The organism is Bdellovibrionales bacterium (assembly GCA_018266295.1).
Taxonomy (GTDB): Bacteria; Bdellovibrionota; Bdellovibrionia; order Bdellovibrionales; family Bdellovibrionaceae; genus JACMRP01.
In genome coordinates this window covers 401,317-420,000 of record JAFEAQ010000011.1, presented here as the reverse complement: position 1 = coordinate 420,000, position 18,684 = coordinate 401,317, and the positions used below count along the sequence as shown (strand labels likewise).

Annotated in this window: 19 protein-coding genes; 15 read left to right on the top strand and 4 right to left on the bottom strand. The window is 47.9% G+C overall.

The genetic code is table 11. The features are described from left to right. Nucleotides 1-271: 271 nt before the first annotated feature. The 4 genes from JSU04_10765 (at nucleotide 272) to acs (ending at nucleotide 6,004) form a co-directional block, all read left to right on the top strand. Complete coding sequence (locus tag JSU04_10765; GenBank protein ID MBS1970782.1) at nucleotides 272-778, top strand: hypothetical protein; 507 nt, start codon at nucleotides 272-274, stop codon at nucleotides 776-778. Between the two features lie 88 nt (nucleotides 779-866). Beyond that, entirely contained in the window at nucleotides 867-1,979 is a 1,113-nt protein-coding gene (gene dnaJ / locus JSU04_10760) for a molecular chaperone DnaJ (protein ID MBS1970781.1), read from the top strand. Between the two features lie 87 nt (nucleotides 1,980-2,066). Next, complete coding sequence (gene dnaK / locus JSU04_10755) at nucleotides 2,067-3,992, top strand: molecular chaperone DnaK (protein ID MBS1970780.1); 1,926 nt, start codon at nucleotides 2,067-2,069, stop codon at nucleotides 3,990-3,992. Between the two features lie 122 nt (nucleotides 3,993-4,114). After that, entirely contained in the window at nucleotides 4,115-6,004 is a 1,890-nt protein-coding gene (gene acs, locus JSU04_10750) for an acetate--CoA ligase (GenBank protein MBS1970779.1), read from the top strand. Here the strand turns inward: acs and JSU04_10745 are convergent. Then, nucleotides 5,998-6,537, bottom strand: a complete 540-nt coding sequence (locus JSU04_10745; protein ID MBS1970778.1) for a helix-turn-helix transcriptional regulator — start codon at nucleotides 6,535-6,537, stop codon at nucleotides 5,998-6,000. The genes acs and JSU04_10745 overlap by 7 nt on opposite strands. A gap of 222 nt (nucleotides 6,538-6,759) precedes the next feature. Between JSU04_10745 and JSU04_10740 the strand changes: the two genes are divergently transcribed. After that, on the top strand, nucleotides 6,760-7,863 hold the full coding sequence (locus JSU04_10740) for a tRNA-dihydrouridine synthase family protein (protein ID MBS1970777.1): 1,104 nt from the start codon (nucleotides 6,760-6,762) through the stop codon (nucleotides 7,861-7,863). 15 nt (nucleotides 7,864-7,878) lie between these two features. On the opposite strand, the gene JSU04_10735 is transcribed toward JSU04_10740, so the two are convergent. The 3 genes from JSU04_10735 to JSU04_10725 all read right to left on the bottom strand — a co-directional run bounded on the left by JSU04_10735 (nucleotide 7,879) and on the right by JSU04_10725 (nucleotide 9,629). Beyond that, nucleotides 7,879-8,145: a glutathione S-transferase N-terminal domain-containing protein gene (locus JSU04_10735; GenBank protein ID MBS1970776.1), complete on the bottom strand. Its 267-nt coding sequence runs from the start codon at nucleotides 8,143-8,145 to the stop codon at nucleotides 7,879-7,881. A 62-nt stretch (nucleotides 8,146-8,207) separates the two neighbouring features. Further along, nucleotides 8,208-9,158 carry a tRNA-dihydrouridine synthase family protein gene (locus tag JSU04_10730; protein MBS1970775.1) on the bottom strand — a complete coding sequence of 317 codons (951 nt, stop codon included), beginning with the start codon at nucleotides 9,156-9,158 and terminating at the stop codon, nucleotides 8,208-8,210. Nucleotides 9,159-9,170: 12 nt separating this feature from the next. Then, entirely contained in the window at nucleotides 9,171-9,629 is a 459-nt protein-coding gene (locus JSU04_10725) for an EVE domain-containing protein (protein MBS1970774.1), read from the bottom strand. A 98-nt stretch (nucleotides 9,630-9,727) separates the two neighbouring features. On the opposite strand from JSU04_10725, the gene JSU04_10720 reads away from it, so the two are divergent. From JSU04_10720 to JSU04_10675, 10 genes are all read left to right on the top strand, one after another. Continuing rightward, nucleotides 9,728-10,501: an SDR family NAD(P)-dependent oxidoreductase gene (locus tag JSU04_10720; GenBank protein ID MBS1970773.1), complete on the top strand. Its 774-nt coding sequence runs from the start codon at nucleotides 9,728-9,730 to the stop codon at nucleotides 10,499-10,501. A gap of 13 nt (nucleotides 10,502-10,514) precedes the next feature. Further along, entirely contained in the window at nucleotides 10,515-11,906 is a 1,392-nt protein-coding gene (gene fumC / locus JSU04_10715) for a class II fumarate hydratase (protein ID MBS1970772.1), read from the top strand. A gap of 36 nt (nucleotides 11,907-11,942) precedes the next feature. Further along, entirely contained in the window at nucleotides 11,943-12,884 is a 942-nt protein-coding gene (locus JSU04_10710) for a hypothetical protein (GenBank protein MBS1970771.1), read from the top strand. A 1-nt stretch (nucleotide 12,885) separates the two neighbouring features. Next, nucleotides 12,886-13,320, top strand: coding sequence for a hypothetical protein (locus JSU04_10705; protein ID MBS1970770.1), 435 nt, complete (start codon nucleotides 12,886-12,888; stop codon nucleotides 13,318-13,320). Further along, entirely contained in the window at nucleotides 13,320-15,338 is a 2,019-nt protein-coding gene (locus tag JSU04_10700; GenBank protein ID MBS1970769.1) for an ATP-dependent helicase, read from the top strand. The genes JSU04_10705 and JSU04_10700 overlap by 1 nt, the downstream gene beginning before the upstream one ends. Before the next feature lie 61 nt (nucleotides 15,339-15,399). After that, nucleotides 15,400-16,185 carry a ParA family protein gene (locus JSU04_10695; GenBank protein ID MBS1970768.1) on the top strand — a complete coding sequence of 262 codons (786 nt, stop codon included), beginning with the start codon at nucleotides 15,400-15,402 and terminating at the stop codon, nucleotides 16,183-16,185. Nucleotides 16,186-16,209: 24 nt separating this feature from the next. Then, nucleotides 16,210-16,734, top strand: a complete 525-nt coding sequence (locus JSU04_10690; GenBank protein ID MBS1970767.1) for a hypothetical protein — start codon at nucleotides 16,210-16,212, stop codon at nucleotides 16,732-16,734. A 15-nt stretch (nucleotides 16,735-16,749) separates the two neighbouring features. Further along, nucleotides 16,750-17,070, top strand: coding sequence for a BolA family transcriptional regulator (locus JSU04_10685; GenBank protein ID MBS1970766.1), 321 nt, complete (start codon nucleotides 16,750-16,752; stop codon nucleotides 17,068-17,070). A 6-nt stretch (nucleotides 17,071-17,076) separates the two neighbouring features. Further along, nucleotides 17,077-17,421 carry a hypothetical protein gene (locus tag JSU04_10680; protein ID MBS1970765.1) on the top strand — a complete coding sequence of 115 codons (345 nt, stop codon included), beginning with the start codon at nucleotides 17,077-17,079 and terminating at the stop codon, nucleotides 17,419-17,421. Between the two features lie 289 nt (nucleotides 17,422-17,710). Continuing rightward, nucleotides 17,711-18,667: an HNH endonuclease gene (locus tag JSU04_10675; protein MBS1970764.1), complete on the top strand. Its 957-nt coding sequence runs from the start codon at nucleotides 17,711-17,713 to the stop codon at nucleotides 18,665-18,667. Nucleotides 18,668-18,684 lie beyond the last annotated feature (17 nt).

The following is an 18,684-nucleotide window of genomic DNA, read 5'->3' as shown; positions in this document are numbered from 1 at the left end:
TTTAAGACAGAAAAAAGAAGCTCAAGTAGAAATACTTGGGCTTTTTTTATTTTGGCATTAGTATTTTTAGAGGGAGAATGTTTTGGATAACACTAGACTGCAAAGATTGTTGAAATTTCAGACTCACCCAAGCTTTGCTTTGCTTGGGGTCTTCTCCTTTCTATTAGTTTTATATTCGCAGATATATGCCAGTAAAGGTCTTTTAGAAAAGCCACGTGATCTTTTGTCTCCTCCATCAGGAGTAGAGCATTTTACTTTCGGTCATAAGGATGTGACGGCAGATTTTCTTTGGATACGGGCGATTCAAGATTTTGACTATTGCGATCAGCAAATTGCTAAAAATCTATGTGTCGGCAAGGGGTGGCTCTATCGCATGTTGAACGCGATTACAGAGCTTTCTCCTAAGTTTCGCATGCCGTATGCGACGGGTGCTGTAGCATTAAGTGTGATGGTTTCGGATGTTGAAGGTGCCGCACAAATTTTCGACAAAGGCGTCAGAGAATTTCCTAATGATTGGCCAATCCTTTATCGAGCAGCCTATCATTCTCTCTACGAAGTGAAAGATAAGAAGAAGGCAGCGGATCTTTTTATTCGCGCGGGCCGCAACGGGGCGCCTCCATGGGTGTTTTCTCTTGCTGGTGGTCTCTACAATGAGTCTAACGATCGTGTTGCTGCTGAGGCCGTCTTAGCTGAAATGATTAAAACGGAAGTAGACCCAATAATCATCAAGCGCTTAGAAGATAAGCTCGCAAAAATTCGTGAAGCTCCTACGAAGTAAAACTTCAAAAAATCGCACCCCGTTCTTGACACCTCCCGGAAATGTCTCATATTCCCTGTACTAGCAAAATTCTGAAACGGGAAATGACATGTCGAATCAAAGGGATTACTACGAGGTCTTGGGCGTCGCTCGCGATGCCGATGGAGATACGATTAAGAAGGCCTATCGCAAGCTGGCCATGCAGTTCCATCCTGATAAAAATCCCGGCAATCCCGAAGCCGAAGAAAAGTTCAAAGAGTGCGCCAGTGCCTATGAAATTCTGAGCGATCCGCAAAAGCGGGCGCAGTACGACCGCTTCGGCCACGCGGCTTTCCGCGGTGGCATGGGCGGCGGTGGTGGCCATCCAGACATGGAAGATATTTTCGCCAACTTCGGCGACATCTTTGGCGACTTCTTCGGAGGCGGCCAGCAACGTCGCACTCGTTCTCGTACAGAACCTCGCAGAGGGGCGGATCTTCGTTACGTGACGGAGATCACTCTGAAAGACGTTCTCCGCGGCCTTGAAAAAGACATCGAATTTGATACCGACACCTCTTGTGGCGAGTGCAAAGGCAGCGGAGCTGAAAAAGGCTCTGCACCTGTGACCTGTCCGACCTGCCATGGCCAAGGCCAAGTCATCCGTCAGCAGGGCTTCTTTAGCGTCGCTTCAACCTGCCCAACCTGTCACGGGCAAGGGACGACGATCAAAAATCCATGCAAGTCCTGTAAGGGAAAAGGCCGTGTGCCTGAGCATCGTAAGATCCGCATCAACATTCCTCCAGGTGTCGACACTGGCACTCGTTTGCGCGTCGGCAACGAAGGGGAAGGCGGTTACAACGGGGGGCCTGCGGGCGACCTCTATGTTGAGATTCGTGTAAAAGATCATGCGAATTTTGAGCGCGAAGGGGATGACCTTCATACCACAGTCGAAGTCTCCTATCTCCAATTGCTTTTAGGAGCGGAATTGCCGGTAGAAAGCCTGGACGACGACATCACTTTGGACATCCCTAAGGGCACGCCAAACGGCAAAACCCTCAAGGTGGGAGGCCAAGGTTTACCGTCCCTCAGAGGCCATCGCCGTGGCGACCTCTATTGCACACTTGAGGTCGAATTTCCCGAAAAAATCTCAAAAGAAGAAGAAAAACTCTTACGCGATTTGGCAAAATTAGAGGGTATTCAAGTCAAAGGTGAAGGCGGCGGCTTTTTCGGCAAGAAAAAGTAGCCAAAAAAGAGGTCCGCGACCTTGACGTCGGCAGCGGCCGACACATGTTTAAAGTGTTAGATAGTTTAGTATTTTAAGGAGTGAACAATGGGAAAAATTATTGGTATTGACTTAGGTACGACCAACTCTTGCGTGGCGATCATGGAAGGTGGCGAACCGAAAGTTCTAGTGAATGAGGAAGGCGCACGCACGACTCCTTCAGTGGTTGCATTCACGAAAGACGGCGATCGTCTCGTGGGTCAAATCGCGAAACGTCAGGCAGTGACAAATCCTGAAAACACAATTTATTCTGCGAAACGTTTTATCGGTCGCAGATTCGACGAAATCAGCGAAGAGATCAAACTCGTTCCGTACACAGTAGTTGCTAAAGGCAATGACTGCGTATTCAAGCTGACAAACGGTAAGCAGGTTTCTCCAGAAGAAATCGGTGCGGCTGTTTTGGCAAAACTCAAAAAAGTTGCTGAAGACTATTTGGGCGAGCCGGTGACTGAAGCTGTTGTCACAGTTCCAGCGTACTTCAATGACTCTCAAAGACAGGCAACGAAAGACGCCGGTCGCATCGCGGGTCTAGAGATCAAACGTATCATCAACGAACCGACTGCGGCTGCGTTGGCGTACGGCTTGGATAAGAAAAAAGACGAGAAGATCGCAATCTACGACTTCGGTGGCGGTACATTCGATATCTCTATCCTTGAAGTTGGTGACGGTGTTGTTGAAGTTCGTTCGACGAACGGTGACACTCACTTGGGTGGTGATAACTTCGATACAGTGATCTTGGAATGGCTCATCACTGAGTTCAAAAAAGACCAAGGCATTGATTTGAAAAACGACAAAATGGCTTTGCAACGTTTGAAAGAAGCGGCTGAGAAAGCGAAAATTGAACTCTCTTCTGCGCAAGATACAGAGATCAATCTTCCGTTCATCACGGCGGACCAAACAGGTCCTAAGCATTTGCAAACGCGCCTTTCTCGCGCGAAGTTCGAGCAAATGACTGAGGCGTTGGTAAAACGTTCTATGGATCCATGCCGTAAGGCTTTGGAAGACGCTGGTTTGAAAGCTTCTGAGATCGATGAAGTCGTTCTCGTGGGTGGTTCAACTCGTATTCCTGCGATCCAAAAAGCAGTTAAAGATTTCTTCGGTAAAGAACCAAACCGCACTGTGAACCCTGACGAAGTGGTTGCAATCGGTGCCGCTGTTCAAGGGGGCGTTCTTGCTGGTGATGTGAAAGACGTATTGCTCCTCGACGTAACTCCGCTCAGCCTCGGTATTGAAACCCTTGGCGGCGTAATGACAGCGTTGATCGAGAGAAATACAGCGATCCCTACGAAGAAAACGCAGGTGTTCTCGACGGCAGCTGATAATCAGCCAGCGGTGGACATCCACGTGTTGCAGGGTGAGCGTAAGATGTCTGCGGATAACAAAACTTTGGGCCGCTTCGAGTTGACTGGCATTCCACCAGCTCCACGGGGTGTTCCTCAAGTTGAAGTTACTTTCGACATCGACGCCAACGGTATCTTGAGCGTATCTGCGAAAGACTTGTCTTCTGGCAAGCAACAGCAGATCAAGATCACTGCACAATCTGGTTTGAGCGAAGAAGAAGTTAAAAAAGCGGTTCGTGAAGCGGAATTGCAAGCGGATGCCGATAAGGCAAAAGCGGAAGCAGTTCAAGCTCACAACAACTTGGACAACCTGATCTACCAAACAGAGAAGGTGATCAAAGATGCTGGAACGCAGCTTCCAGAGGCAGAAGTAAAATCTGCTAATGAAGCCATCGCAGAAGCACGTAAAGTTCTCGAGAACAAAGGTGCCCCAGCGACTGAGTTGAAAGCGGCGTTCGATAAGTTGCAAACTGTGACTCACAAGTTGTCTTCTGAGCTTTACAAAAAGCAAGGCGGCCAACCTGGCGGTGACGGATCTGGTGGTGGCGGCGCAGGCGGTGGCTCAACCGAAACCGAAGGCGCTAACAAAGGCGGCGACGATGTGATCGACGCAGACTATAAAGACGTCAACTAAGCAACGACACATTAGTACTTGATTTATAAATAAGAAGGCTGGGAGAATTTTATATCTCCCAGCCTTTTTGTTTTTTAAAAGGCTTCGTTCTAAAAGTGAACTTATAGCGAAGGACGTACGCCATGGATTTTGCACAATACAAAAAAATGTACGACGAATCTGTTCAAAGCCCAGAGACTTTCTGGGCCAATCAAGCGGAGCGTCTGCACTGGTTTAAAAAGTGGAACAAGGTCAAAGACACCTCTTTCAATTCTCCGGTTCATATCAAGTGGTTTGAAGGTGGAGAGCTGAATGTTTCCTATAACTGTATCGACCGCCATCTGCCCTCACGTGGCGATAAAACTGCGATTATCTGGGAAGGCGATGACCCTAAAACTCCGAATAGAAAAATCACCTATAGAGAATTGCATGCCGAGGTTTGTAAGTTTGCAAACATTCTAAAACGTCATGGAGTTAAGCGTGGCGATCGCGTGACGATCTACATGCCAATGATTCCTGAGGCGGCCTTTGCAATGCTCGCCTGCACGCGTATCGGAGCTATGCACTCAGTAATTTTTGGTGGTTTTGCTCCGGACTCCATTGCCAATCGTATTCTGGATTGCGATTCTGATTTCGTGATCACCGCGGACGAAGGTCTGCGAGCTTCGAAAGTCATTCCGCTAAAGAAAAACGTTGATGAAGCGCTCACGAAGACTCCAGGCGTGCGCAAAGTTTTAGTTGTTCGTCACACGGGCGGCAAGGTCGATATGAAATCGGGCCGCGATATTTGGTATCAAGACGAGCGGACTCAAGTGAATGACCAATGTGAGCCGGAACATATGAATGCCGAAGATCCGCTCTTTTTGCTATATACTTCGGGTTCGACGGGAAAACCCAAGGGGGTCTTGCATACAACGGGTGGGTACTTGCTCTACGCGAGCATGACTCACGAGTATGTTTTTGATCTTAAAGAAAATGACATCTATTGGTGTACGGCCGATGTGGGCTGGGTTACAGGTCATAGCTACTTGGTCTATGGGCCTCTTGCGAATGGCGCAACGACACTGATGTTTGAAGGGGTTCCGAGTTATCCGACGCACTCTCGTTTTTGGGATGTGATTGATAAGCACAAAGTCAGCATTTTCTATACGGCACCTACAGCCATCCGCGCGCTCATGCGTGAAGGCGAAGAGCCGGTGAAGAAAACTTCGCGCCAGTCATTGCGTATTCTTGGCACGGTCGGTGAGCCCATCAACCCAGAAGCGTGGAATTGGTATCACGATGTTGTCGGTGAGGGGCGTTGTCCAATCGTCGATACATGGTGGCAGACAGAAACCGGTGGGATTATGATTTCACCTCTTCCGGCAGTGATGAAGCAAAAACCCGGCTCAGCCACTTTACCGTTCTTTGGAATCAAGCCCGTGGTGTTGTCACCCGAAGGTGTTTTGCAAAAAGAAACGGCCGCGGAAGGCGTCCTTGCAATAGAAGATTCTTGGCCGGGCCAAATGCGCACGGTTTACAAAGATCATGCGCGCTTTGAACAAACTTATTTTGCTAGCTACAAGGGTTACTATTTCACCGGTGATGGTTGCCGTCGCGATGAGGACGGTTATTATTGGATCACGGGTCGCGTGGATGATGTATTAAATGTTTCAGGCCACCGTATCGGTACGGCGGAAATCGAAAGTGCGCTTGTCGGGCATGCAGGTGTCAGCGAGGCGGCCGTAGTTGGTTACCCGCACGATATCAAAGGCACGGGTATTTATGCTTTCGTGACTTTGCGCTCGGGTCTCCAGGGCAGTGATGAGATTAAAAAAGAACTTATCCAATGGGTGCGCAAAGAGATTGGCCCCATTGCGCAGCCGGATTTGATTCAATGGGCGCCAGGCCTGCCAAAAACCCGCTCAGGTAAAATCATGCGCCGGATCCTCCGCAAGCTCGCGGAGAATCTCCCCGATCAACTAGGGGATACCTCGACGCTAGCGGATCCGAGCGTCGTCGAAGACCTAGTGAAGAACCGCCTAAATCAGTAAGCAAAAATTAAAATCCTGGCAGTTTGAGAGTGAACATTATTTATTCTCAAACTGCCGTGTCCTTGGGCCGTTAAAATTTGAGAAGACTCCATGAGAGACATATCGTTGGTGGTTAGAATCGTTGTGCTACCGGCTAATACACATATTTCATAATTCGTTCCTTTTTCAATTCGAATGCTTCTTGTCGAGTTGTAGGGGAGATCAAGGCATCTTATTTGTCCGGTGCCCATGAAGGACTTTTTATAACTCTTTACCAGGACTCTATTTGGAGATTTCTCCAAAATCTCCTCTCTGATTTTAATTGCAACATCTACTTTCTTTTCTTTTTGAAAGAGGCTTTCAATCGGCACTTCAAAAAACTGCGCTAGCTGGTTGATATTTTCCAAGGTGGTGTCTCCTTGGCCTTTCTCGATACGTTTAATTTGATATTTAGAAAGACTGGTTTTTTCGGCGAGCTGCTCTTGAGTCAGCCACTGACTTTGTCGAAGATTGATAATATTCCATGCGATGTTTTGGTAGATTTCGTTATTCATGTGAACCTTTTGGGGCCTCTGTATGTAAAGACCCTTACCGGCAAGGAAGCGTTATTCGCACCAAAGGTGCGTATCGTGCTACTTTGGCCGGAAGGGTGTCTCTCTATAGACTTTGCAAATGGATGACCGCTGTAGTGGCCTATCTCGTGTAAAAAGGGCTGGCTAAGTGGGCTGAAATCGGATCTCCTTGTCCTGGGGGCGGATTGCGGGTAGGTATTGGCTATGCGCGCACGGCCGGGGCTTACGAAGCCTATTCTTAATTCTGATGTTAATTTTCCGCTTTGTTTAGCTCCGATGGTGGGGCTCAGCCATGTGGCTTTGCGGTTGACGGTTCGTGATTATATGCCCGTGGGAGCGAAGACGATTTGGCCGAGTGAGATGCTGAATTCGCGCCGTCTTCCTTATGAAGATCTCACGACGACGCCTGAAACTTTGCGTGCGCCTCATGAGACTGAACTTGTTCCGCAAATTCTTGGGAATGAAGAGAAACCCATCGGTGATAGCGTCAAAAAATTGATTCACGAGTGGGGAGCTGAAGGTATCGACATCAACATGGGATGCCCGGTGCAAAAAGCCCTCAAGCACAATTACGGTGTGGCACTCATGGGAGATCCCGATTACGCCGCTCGTATTGTCGAGATGACCGTCAAAAATTCGACAGTGCCGGTGAGTGTGAAGCTGCGTGCAGCGCCTCAGCCGGGAAAAGTGGACGACGGTATCAACGGTAATACTGAAAAAGATTTTACTTATCTGCATAATTTCGTAAATGGCCTCAAAGATGCCGGCGCGAGCTGGGTCTGTCTTCACCCGCGCACGGCTGCACAAAAACGCCGTGGCGTTGCCGACTGGTCGCAGATTAAGTCTCTGCGTGAGGTGATTGATTTGCCGATCATTGGCAATGGCGACGTGCAAACCGCAGAAGACGCTATGACGATGTTGCAGGAAACCGGCTGCGACATGGCGATGGCGGGGCGTGCACTTGCAGCTCGTCCATGGATGATGTGGCAGTTTGGCGAGATGCTGGGCTTTCCTCCGCCAGCTGGCCGCGAAGGGCAGCGTGCTCCGCAAACGCCGCAAGAAGAAGGTCAAGAGTACGGTCGGGCACTGCTTAGTTTGATTGAATATAGCGGTCAGTATTTCCGCGAGGATCTCGCGATGAGAAAAATTCGTTTCCACGTGCGCACCACAGAAGTGTGGTTGGATTTCGGTCAGTCGCTCGTGGGTCTCTGTGCAAAAGCAAAAAGCCTGCAGGAGATGCAGGCTTTCGTAAAAGATTTCTTCCAAGCTCCGATTGAAATGTGCCGCCGAACTGACTTGCGTCAGTAGACAATCGAAAATCGATTAGGATTTTAGCATTGGTTCGAGTTTGCCCTCGTCGTGCAAGGTTTTCATGTCGCTGTAGCCGCCGATGAGTTTTCCGTTGATCATGATGATAGGGACGGTTCTCCAGCCAGTTTCGTTTTTAATGCGATCGATTTCTTCAGGTTTGTCTGTGAGGTCGATCTCTTCGTACTTGATGCCTTGATCTTCAAAGAAGTTCTTCGCGCGCACACAGTACGGGCATGGATCTTTAGAGTAGATAACAACTTTAGCTGTCTGATTTTCCATTTTTACCTCAATCTACAGAGGGGCCTACGCCCGGTCTGTTTAATGTGACTCTTACTATAACATTAAGAACAGAAATTTTCCAGCAAAGAGCGGAATTCCACAGGTTTTCGTAACACTTTGAGCTGATCAAAGGCTGTTTTGGCCTCAGGACTCTTTAATGAGAGGGCGCGGAGCCACTGTTTGGTGCGGCTCACGGCAAAGTACTCATTAATGTGAAAAGTACTCGCTTCAAAGAAGCCTGGCAGCAAGTTCTTGGTGTTTTGCCAGTGGGCTTCGGTCACGGAATCTTGCGCGAGACTCTCGCGAATTTGTTTAAAAATATACGGATTGCTCATGGCCCCACGGCCGATCATGAAGTCGCTGCAGCCTGTGACTTCGCGGCAACGGTGGAAATCCGTCGCATTCCAAATTTCGCCATTCGCGATGATAGGGATTTTTGTGACTTCCTTCATGCGCGGGATCCACTCCCAGTAAGCCGGCGGCTTGTAGCCATCGGTTTTTGTGCGGCAGTGGACGGTGACCCAAGTCGCTCCGGCCTCTTCAATGGCTTTGGCGTTTTCGATGCACTTTGCCGGATCGTCAAAGCCTAAACGAATTTTTGCTGTGACGGGAATATGTGCAGGAACCGCTTGGCGCACGGTTTTCACGATGTCATAAAGGCGGTCGCAAGACTTTAACAGCGTCGCGCCGCCATCATGACGATTCACGGTTTTTGCCGGGCAACCGAAATTGAGATCAACTCCCAGTGCTCCGAGTTTGGCCGCACGCTGAGCATTCAACGCAAGAGGTTCTGCATGGCCGCCTAGAAGTTGCACGAAGACCGGAGTGCCGTTGCGAGTGCGCGACCCGGTTTTGAGCTCTGGACAATTGCGATAGAAAATCGCCTCAGTGTATAGCTTGTCAGTGACGCGCAAAAACTCCGTCACAAACTGGTCGATTCCGCCAATCTGTGAAAGGGTGTCGCGCATAACCCAGTCGACGACACCTTCCATCGGAGCTAAAAGCAAACGCACTGGAGCTGACAACTAAAGTCCTCCGAGTTTTTTGATAATTTCGAAATGTTTTTTGTCGACGGGTTGTACGGATAAGCGCTGGCCTTTTTTTAGAACCAACATATCTGCCAGTGATGCCTGTTCGCGAAGATCATTCAAAGAAACGATTTCAGGAAACTCTTTTACGTACTCAACCTGAACGCAGTACCACTGCGGTTTTTCCTTCGTGGCTTTTGGGTCAAAGTACTCTGACTTTTTGTCAAACTGAGATTTGTCAGGTTCCGCCGCGTGAGAAACTTTAGCGATGCCTGCGACCCCCGAAGGTTCTGCGTTAGAGTGATAAAACAGCACGAGGTCGCCGACTTTCATATCCTTCATCATGAAATTGCGGGCCTGATAGTTGCGGACGCCTTCCCACCACGTGGTTTTGTCCTTTTTCAGGGTCTCGATGCCGTAGACATCGGGTTCGGATTTCATCAGCCAGTAGTTCATAGGGCCTCTCTCTAAAGATGTCTTGCGTTATATTGATTCGTAGGGGTGATTTCAAGGAGAAAAAATTATATGTTCTTCCCTCTAAGGAAAGATCCGAAATGCACAATAAATGGGCAATCATTACAGGGGCCACGGCGGGTATTGGCTGGGCGACGGCGGAAGAGCTGTCTCAAGCGGGTTACTCCCTGATCCTGATCGGTCGCCGTGCCGACCGCTTGAAAGAGCTTCGCGACCGCTTGGTTAAATCTACTTCACAAAATTCGAAGCAACAAGAATTCAAAACTATTCAACTCGATGTCACCAAACGTTCGCAGGTCGATGACTTTGTTCAGTCAGAAGCTTCGGCACTCGAAAACGTCAGCGTGCTTGTCAACAATGCGGGCCTTGCCAAGGGCACCGAGAAAATGCAGCAATCACAAGTTGGCGACTGGGATACGATGATCGACACCAACATCAAAGGTTTGTTGTACCTGACGCGTGCAATTTTACCGTTCATGGTGAAAAAGAAAGCCGGTCATATCGTGAACCTTGGCTCTGTGGCAGGACGCTTGGTCTATCCGGGTGGCGCTGTGTACTGCGCGACGAAGTTTGCAGTGCGTGCGATCTCTGAAGGATTGCGCATGGACCTCGCGGGCACAAATATTCGTGTCACTAACATCGAACCAGGAATGGTCAGCACAGAGTTTTCTCTCGTGCGCTTTGAAGACCCTGAGAAGGCAGCGCAGGTTTATGCGAACATGACGCCACTTGAGCCGAAGGACATTGCAGAGACCATCTTGTGGTGCCTGCAAAGACCGGGGCATGTGAACATTCAAGAAATTATGATTTATCCAACAGATCAAGCATCAGTTGGTCAAGTAACGAGAAGATAGGAAGGATCCAACAATGGATTTCAGAATTGAAAAAGACACCATGGGTGAAGTGAAAGTTCCTGCAGATAAATTCTGGGGAGCCCAAACACAGCGTTCCCGCGAAAATTTTAAAATCGGTGGCGACCGTTTCCCTCGTGAGATGATCAAAGCCCTCGGCGTTCTTAAAAAGTGCGCGGCACTCACCAACACGAAGCTTGGTTTGCTTGATCCGAAAAAATCTGAGTTCATCGTGAAAGCGGCGGACGAAGTAATCTCTGGAAAACTTGATGAGCATTTCCCACTCGTTGTATGGCAAACTGGCTCTGGCACGCAGACAAACATGAATGCCAACGAAGTGATCGCCAACCGCGCGATGGATATGCAAGGAATTAAACTTCCGAATAAAGAAGTTCACCCGAATGACGATGTGAACAAAGGCCAGTCTTCAAACGACACTTTCCCCACAGCAATGCACATTGCAGTGGCGGATCAAGTTCACAACCGCTTGTTGCCAATGCTTGAAAAGTTGCACCACGCACTTGAAAAGAAACAAAACGAATTCAAAGACATCGTAAAAATCGGCCGTACTCACTTGATGGACGCGACACCGCTGACATTGGGCCAAGAGTTTTCCGGTTACGCGACTCAGATGAAGTACTCTATCCAACGCGTGAAAAACACACTTCCGCATTTGCATCAGTTGGCTCTCGGCGGAACGGCGGTGGGAACGGGTTTGAACACTCACATCAATTTCCCGGTAGAAGCAGCTAAAGCGATTGCTGCTGAAACAAAAATTCCTTTCGTCAGTGCAGAAAACAAATTCGAAGCTTTGGCGTCTCATGATGCATTGGTTGAAGTCAGCGGCGCTTTGAACGCGATCGCGGTTTCTTTGATGAAGATCGCGAATGACATTCGCTTGTTGGGCTCAGGTCCACGTTGCGGCATTGGCGAGTTGAATCTGCCAGAGAACGAGCCAGGCTCATCCATCATGCCGGGCAAAGTGAACCCGACTCAGTCTGAAGCTATGACGATGGTCTGTGCTCAGGTGATGGGGAACAATGTGGCCGTCAGCATTGGTGGCTCTAACGGTCACTTCGAGTTGAATGTATTTAAGCCAGTGATTGTGTTCAACGTTTTGAATTCGATCCGTTTGATTGCGGATGCTTGTGAATCATTCACAGACCATTGTGTAGTTGGCATTGAGGCTAATAAGCAACAAATCAAAAAGCATTTGGATAACTCGCTCATGTTGGTGACGGCGCTGAATCCGCACATTGGCTACGATAATGCAGCTAAAATCGCGAAGACAGCTCACAAAAATGGCACGACTTTGAAAGAGGAAGCAGTCAAGTTAGGACTCCTCACAGCCGAGCAGTTTGATACAATGGTGAGACCTGAAGACATGGTCCACCCACTTGGAAAATAGATCTGGAAAATAGAGAATAGAGCGAAAATGGCTAAATTGAATCCTTTATTGAGTAAAGCGAGTTGGATGGAATCTGGGGATATCAGACCGTATGTGTTTGTGCGTCCCGAGAATCAGATTGCCCATCCAGGCACGCGCCACAAATTGGATTGGTTTTGCCATCCGCCTGTTTACAAAGATCCTCTCGACATTGCTGAAGTGAATTTCGCCGACCGCATTTACTCGATTGAAGAGCGTGCCTTTGGTCCATCTAACATGGCGATGCCTCGTTGGGTGTTTTATGACTGTGCAGTGATGCCAGGATTCGTTGCGGGATTCGCCGCGAAACCTTCAGCACTAAGCCCTGCGGTTCGCGAAATGCTGGATTTGCAAAAGTATCCAGCGACCAGTTCGCCGATTCACAATAGCAAAACTCCTGAAGCTCAAAAGGTGATTGCAAAATCACTGGATGAGATGGATTGGATTCCGCTTTCGTTGTTTATTATTATTCCAACGATGCACAAAGGGGAGTGGGTTGCCCACAACCTGTGTTCTGTGAATTCGCTTTTGCCGAAACAAGATCAATTTTATGGCTTAGGTTTCCTATCTAAAGCGTTCGGTCTGTGGTATGCTAACGTTGAGCAATGTTCCGGCATGACTCAATGGGGGAGCCCCGCGCTGAAGTTACACAGTCACTACGGACATCTAGAAGTCATCGGAGGCTACGCGCCAGTGCACTCTCACGCAAAGACGATCACGTATCGTGCCCAGGTAAACACCCATTGCTGGGAACAGTTCTTCACGAAAGAAGAAGATTTGGGATTCCTCGAAAACTATGGTCCGAGCGGCCATATCATCGACCCAAAAGAAGAGCAGAGCATGATTGATCTGCAAAAGCGCATTGAGAATGAAGAAGGCCCCTTCTATCTCAACGCCATGGAAATTGCTGCTAAAAATTTAACCGATTCTTTAAACATCTATAAACCAAAGGGATACTAAGATGCCAGTGAACCAGTTACCTCCAGTCGCAAAATCATTTTTTACTTTCTGCAAAAAGTGTAATGCCGACCGTTACCATGTCGTCTTAGCGCACACGACTTCTAAAACTGCGAAAATCAAATGTGAAGTTTGTGGCAGCCAAAAATCTTATTCATTGCCTAAAGCTGGCGGTGCAACAGGCGCGGCTAAAGTCACTCGTGCTCGTGCAGGTTCTGAAAGCGCGCGTAGGTCTTCACATAATGCTGAATACGAAGCGTTGATGCAGGCTCAAGAAAGCGCTTCTGAAGTGAATTACTCTATTAAAGCTAAGTTTTCTTTGAACCAGAAAATCAACCACCCAAAATTCGGTCTTGGCATCGTTCGTGGTGTTCAGCCTGAAAAAGTAGAAGTGGTTTTCTCTGACGAAGTTCGTAATCTCGTTCACAATCGCGAATAATGAGTCATTGGACAAAAGGTCTCAATCCTGAGCAGGTCAAAGCCGTCGAGCACGATTTTGGCCCGCTGCTCATTCTTGCGGGAGCTGGTTCTGGCAAGACAACGGTTCTGGTTTCCAGAACCGGTCGCCTTATTGCGGATAACATCGCAAAGGCCGACGAGATCTGCGTCCTCACGTTCACGAATAAAGCCGCTAAGGAACTTAAGCACCGTGTTTCTGCCAAAGTTGGATCGCAAACCAAAAAGGGCCTCTGGGCCGGAACCTTTCACTCGTTTGGTTTGCAGATTCTCCGCCGTTTCCATAAGCATGCAGGCCTCAGCCCTTACTTCGGTATTGTTGATCAAAGCGATTGCAATGCCATCATCAAAGAACTTCTGAAAGACGTTACCAACTCAGGCAAAGATAAATTCGATGTCGATAAGCTTCTCAACATGATTAATGATCATCGCACAGGGATGGCCAATAAAACGGAAGCCTTCGATGAGTATCATGAGATGGTCGAAACCCTGGCTCCAAAATTTAACAAAAAGTTAGAACTTCTAGGCGTCGTGGACTTTGAGGGTCTTTTGATTAAGCCGTTAGAGCTTTTCAAACAGCACCCTGAAACCCTTGAGAAGATCCAGAACTCATTTACGCAAGTCATGGTGGATGAGTTCCAAGATACTAATCGTCTGCAGATGGAGTTGATCCATCAGATCGTTAAAACGCATAATAATATTACGGCCGTCGGTGACGACGATCAGTCGATTTACGGTTGGCGCGGAGCTGAAGTAAAAAATATTCTGAATTTTCCAAAAGAGTTTAAAAGCTGCGAAGTGATTAAGCTCGAACGTAATTACCGTTCGAGTGCCGAGATTTTGGCGGTGGCCAATGCGGCAATCGCGCAAAATAAGAACCGTCACGGCAAAGTCCTCAGAGCTGAAAACGCCCAAAACACCGGTGAATTACCTGAAGTTTTCGTTTTGGAGCGCGAAGAAGATGAGTGTGATTTCGTGGTCAGCGAAGTTCAGCACTTCATGCGCCAAGGATACACTTACAAAGACTTCGCGGTGCTTTACCGATCAAACACCCAAGGGGGCTTGATCGAGAGCTCGCTCCGTCGCGCGAATATTCCCTACACAATCACGGGTGGCACATCGATCTTTGACCGTAAAGAAGTCAAAGACGTCATGGCGTACCTTAAACAGGCTCTCGCGCCGAATGAAGTTTCGCTCCGTCGAATCATCAATGTTCCGCCGCGTGGAATCGGTGAGGGGACCATTGAAAAACTCACCGAGTATACGCTCACGAATAAAGTCACCTTCATGGAAGCCTGCCAGCAGTGGAAAGAGGCCGGAATCCAAGACAAAACCGGTGAAGCGATTGATGATCTGCTCAATTTCTGTCATGCGCTGCCATCGCAGATTTTAGATTACAAAGTCGGTTCGAGCCCTGGAGCTCACTTTATCGAGATCTTGCAACTCTTGGGCTATCGCCAGTTCATTTATAATGGCACGGCAGATCCGAGTGTCGCCGAGAAAAAATGGCAAGTCGTAGAGATCGTCGGTCGCATTCTGGATGCCTACTTGGGGCGTCGCAGTTATGATCTTGAAAATTTGAAATCCTTCATCGATGCGATGATGCTTAGAGATGACGTCAATGAAGAGGATAATTCGAATAAAATGCAGTTGATGACTCTTCACGCCAGCAAAGGCTTGGAATTCCCGGTTGTTATCTTGGCCGGAGTTGAAGAAGATCTGCTTCCACACAAAACTCTTGGTTCGGATATCGACGAAGAACGCAGACTTTTTTACGTGGGTGTCACTCGTGCTAAAAAACGCCTTGTGATGTCCCGTTGCCAGCAGCGCAAACGTCACGGCGTGGTTCGTCCTGTGACGGCGTCAAGATTCCTCTTGGAAATCCAGCAAAAGCTCTATAAGGAATATCCGATGGGTGCACGTCCTGTGTCAGGACAAGAGCGTGACGACCTCGTATCGAGCTTCTTAAAGGGACTCGAGCAGAAATCACAAACTAAATAAAACCTGCCTTGACTTAAAGGGGCTCGCGCGATGGGATTATTCCATTCACGAAGGAGATCCCATGGCTAGAGCCAAAAACACCCTTCCACATAAAATCATCTCTGTGCAAATGCTGAAAGGCGGAGTGGCAAAGACCACTACAGCCATGAATATTGGCCTCGGTGCCGTTCAGTATGGTGCACGCGTCTTGTTCATCGATATGGATCAGCAGGCCAATCTGACCTTTGCTCTCGGTATGGATATCGACGAGGCCGAAGAAAAACCTGTTTGGCTCGATATCGTGGAAAAGAAAGCGACGATTCAAGAGGCTGTCGTTAAGTTAACGGACAAAATCGATTTGATTCCGTCGAATCTCAATAACTCAGTGCTAGACCGTGTGCTTTTGAACTCCAATCGCAATTGGTCCCAGGCGGTGAAGAACCCGCTTGAGACCATTCGTAAAAACTACGATTTGATCCTGATCGACACGGCTCCGGCGCTCAGCGCGACGAATACGGCGGTGACGGTGGCTTCCGATATGGTGATTCTGCCTGTAAATCCGGATCGTTTTTCCTATATGGGGCTTGAAAAACATCTCGAGGAGCTTCGCGAAATCAAGAAAGATTTTGACCTCGACTTGACAGAGAAAATTCTGTTCACACGTTTTGATGGCCGAGAAAAGGTCAGCCATGAGCTTTTACAGAAATGCATGGATTCCTTTGAGGATTTGCTGATGAAGAGCTATATAAGAACTTCCACCGAGGTGAAAAACACCATCGGCACGGGAAAGACGATTTATCACTCTAAGTCCAACGCGCGCGAGGACTATGACTTAGTTACTCGCGAAGTGTTGGAAATGAAATTGTAAGTTTTAATTTTAATCGAGGTTGTTATGCCAACAGTAAAAGACTATGCATCTAAAAAGAAAAAAGCCCGTCGCCGTCCAGGCCGCGAGGAAACTCACGAAGAAATCCATGAAGACACTCAAGAAGAGTCTCATGAGGAACTTGTAGAGATGGCCGAAGAGATCGTCGATGAGACTGAGGAAACTGTTCGCAACGCTCATGAAGCTTCAGAGCACGCTGAAGAGGCTGCTCACACAGCGGATGAAACTATTGACGAGACATCGGGCTTTGATGAAATGAATCGTAAGAAAATTCATATTGAATTTCCTTACAGTGAACTCGTTCGCGCAAAAGTACCAAAAGCTTTTGAGGTGGCTGAGAATGTCGCTGAAGAGTGGGTGAATGACGGAAACTTTGAAAATATTCCTGTCGGCCATCCTTTGGCGCAGATCACGGTGGCAGCAGGCCTTCGCAAGGCTAAGGAAGTTGAAAAGAAACTCGAAGAAAAAGGCGTTTTTGCCATGGCAAAAATGGGGATCGAGTACGCTAAAATGAAAATCAATAAGAAGTAGTGTCGAATGGGACCGATGGAAAAGGCTCTCAGAGCCAGCATAGAGCAGACTTTTGAACCCGAGTACTTTGAACTCGAGAACGAAAGTCATATGCACTCGGTCCCGCCGAATTCAGAAACGCACTTCCGCCTTCTCGTAGTAGCGGATGTCTTCGAGGGAAAATCCCGCATCGACCGCAGCCGCCTTGTGAATGACCTCATCAAGCCCTATATGGCAAAGGGTCTTCATGCCCTTTCGCAAAGAACCTTTACCCCGCCTGAGTGGGACAAGGTCAAAGACACCTTCAAAATGGTTTCGCCTGAGTGCCGCGGTGGTTCTCTCGTTGATAAGAAGTAGGATGCTATGAAATTAAACTCAGTTATTTTCCATACTGGAAGGCTTTCAGAAATCCGTGATTTTTACGAGGGAACGCTAAACTTGCCAACGGGCACTTATGTTAAAGAAAATCAAACTGTGCCGGACTTTTCAGATAGTTATGTGAACTATTATCTTGAGGGCGGTCTTTTGTGTTTTGAGTCTGAGGCCACTCGCACAGACATCGGCACGATTGTTTTCAGTGTGAAAGACTTCTCGGGTTTTCGCAGCCGTATTGAAAAAGCGGGAATTAAAATCCTTGGTGGCAACGCGGATTATTTTAAAATCAAGGATCCCGAGGGGCGCTCTCTGATTATTGAGCCTCTTCGATAATTCAGAGTTCCACTGCCACATGGCTGTGAAATCCGGTTAAGGGTCCGAAATACGAATCTTTTAAAAATAGTTTGACGTAGTTTTTCGATTTCTAATCTTGGATATAGTGGTTGTTCTCAGAGGCTATTCGGTCCTCCTTTTTAGATAATTACCAAGGGTTTATAGGGGTGGGCAGGATGTATAACTGGGCCTTTCATAGACATTTCATACAGCGTTTCGCTTTTGATAAAATCTCAAAAATCGATATTTAAAACTGACGTTAGAACCTTTTCAAAGAGGAGGTTCGGCTATGAATAAGGTTTTTATGTCAGACAAGAGCTTGAAATATCTTTCAGATGAAAGTTTGGATCAGAGTCTTTTAAGCTTTATCAAAAAAGAAAAAGAAGCTCTTAAAGAAATCCTTCGGCATGTTGCAGAGATTGATCGCCGAAGGCTATTTTTGAGACTTGGCTATTCTAGTTTGTATAGCTACCTCACTGAGCGTATGGGCTATGATGGTGGAAGTGCCCAGCGCCGGATCGATGCCGCGAGACTCGCGCAGCAAGTGCCTTCAGTTATCGAGAGTATTGATCAAGGTGAAATTACCCTGGCTCAAATTACATTCTTACAAAAATCTTTTCGCCAAGCCAAAGAGCAGAAAATCTCCACCGAGGCCAAAGCGACGATGGTGGAGGCAATTAAATACAAAACACTCGCTGAAACTCAAGTCGCTGTCTGTAAAAGGCTCAATATTGAAGTTAAAGAGAGCCCGAAAATCAGTTGTCAGGCCAATGAGTCGGTCCGTCTCGAGGTGACTCTATCAAAAGAGCAGTGGGAAAAGATGAAGACTATGCGCGAATTGTTGTCCTCCGCCTTGCCAAGTGGGGAATGGGATCAGGTTCTGGAGTACGTCGCAGTTAGAGTCATTGAACAAAGAACAAAGGCGTCCAGATCTCAAGGATCCAAAGGTTCCGCGGAAAAAGCAGTGAAGGGTCAAAGGAAGGGCGCGGTTCCAGTGAAAACTCAAGATGAGACAAACAAAAATATCTGCGAGAGTCTTAAGCGCCAAGTTCTATTAAGGGATGGGTGTTGCCAATATAAAGATCAAAAATCTGGCAAGATCTGCGGATCTCAGTGGAATCTGCAGGCGGATCATATTCAGCCCCGTTGGGCAGGAGGAGGCAATGAACTAGAAAATCTCCGGGTTCTCTGCGCTAATCATAACCGAGAGGTCTATCGACAGCAGGCCGGGATTCGGCGAATTTAGTGCCGCATTCACAGCCA

Coding starts and splice junctions, on each gene's coding strand:
- JSU04_10680 (MBS1970765.1), top strand. CDS start 17,077: ATGAAATTAAACTCAGTTATTTTCCATACTGGAAGGCTTTCAGAAATC.
- fumC (MBS1970772.1), top strand. CDS start 10,515: ATGGATTTCAGAATTGAAAAAGACACCATGGGTGAAGTGAAAGTTCCT.
- JSU04_10745 (MBS1970778.1), bottom strand. CDS start 6,537: ATGAATAACGAAATCTACCAAAACATCGCATGGAATATTATCAATCTT.
- JSU04_10685 (MBS1970766.1), top strand. CDS start 16,750: ATGGAAAAGGCTCTCAGAGCCAGCATAGAGCAGACTTTTGAACCCGAG.
- JSU04_10705 (MBS1970770.1), top strand. CDS start 12,886: ATGCCAGTGAACCAGTTACCTCCAGTCGCAAAATCATTTTTTACTTTC.
- dnaJ (MBS1970781.1), top strand. CDS start 867: ATGTCGAATCAAAGGGATTACTACGAGGTCTTGGGCGTCGCTCGCGAT.
- JSU04_10675 (MBS1970764.1), top strand. CDS start 17,711: ATGAATAAGGTTTTTATGTCAGACAAGAGCTTGAAATATCTTTCAGAT.
- JSU04_10695 (MBS1970768.1), top strand. CDS start 15,400: ATGGCTAGAGCCAAAAACACCCTTCCACATAAAATCATCTCTGTGCAA.
- JSU04_10725 (MBS1970774.1), bottom strand. CDS start 9,629: ATGAACTACTGGCTGATGAAATCCGAACCCGATGTCTACGGCATCGAG.
- JSU04_10720 (MBS1970773.1), top strand. CDS start 9,728: ATGCACAATAAATGGGCAATCATTACAGGGGCCACGGCGGGTATTGGC.
- JSU04_10700 (MBS1970769.1), top strand. CDS start 13,320: ATGAGTCATTGGACAAAAGGTCTCAATCCTGAGCAGGTCAAAGCCGTC.
- dnaK (MBS1970780.1), top strand. CDS start 2,067: ATGGGAAAAATTATTGGTATTGACTTAGGTACGACCAACTCTTGCGTG.
- JSU04_10735 (MBS1970776.1), bottom strand. CDS start 8,145: ATGGAAAATCAGACAGCTAAAGTTGTTATCTACTCTAAAGATCCATGC.
- JSU04_10690 (MBS1970767.1), top strand. CDS start 16,210: ATGCCAACAGTAAAAGACTATGCATCTAAAAAGAAAAAAGCCCGTCGC.
- acs (MBS1970779.1), top strand. CDS start 4,115: ATGGATTTTGCACAATACAAAAAAATGTACGACGAATCTGTTCAAAGC.
- JSU04_10740 (MBS1970777.1), top strand. CDS start 6,760: ATGCGCGCACGGCCGGGGCTTACGAAGCCTATTCTTAATTCTGATGTT.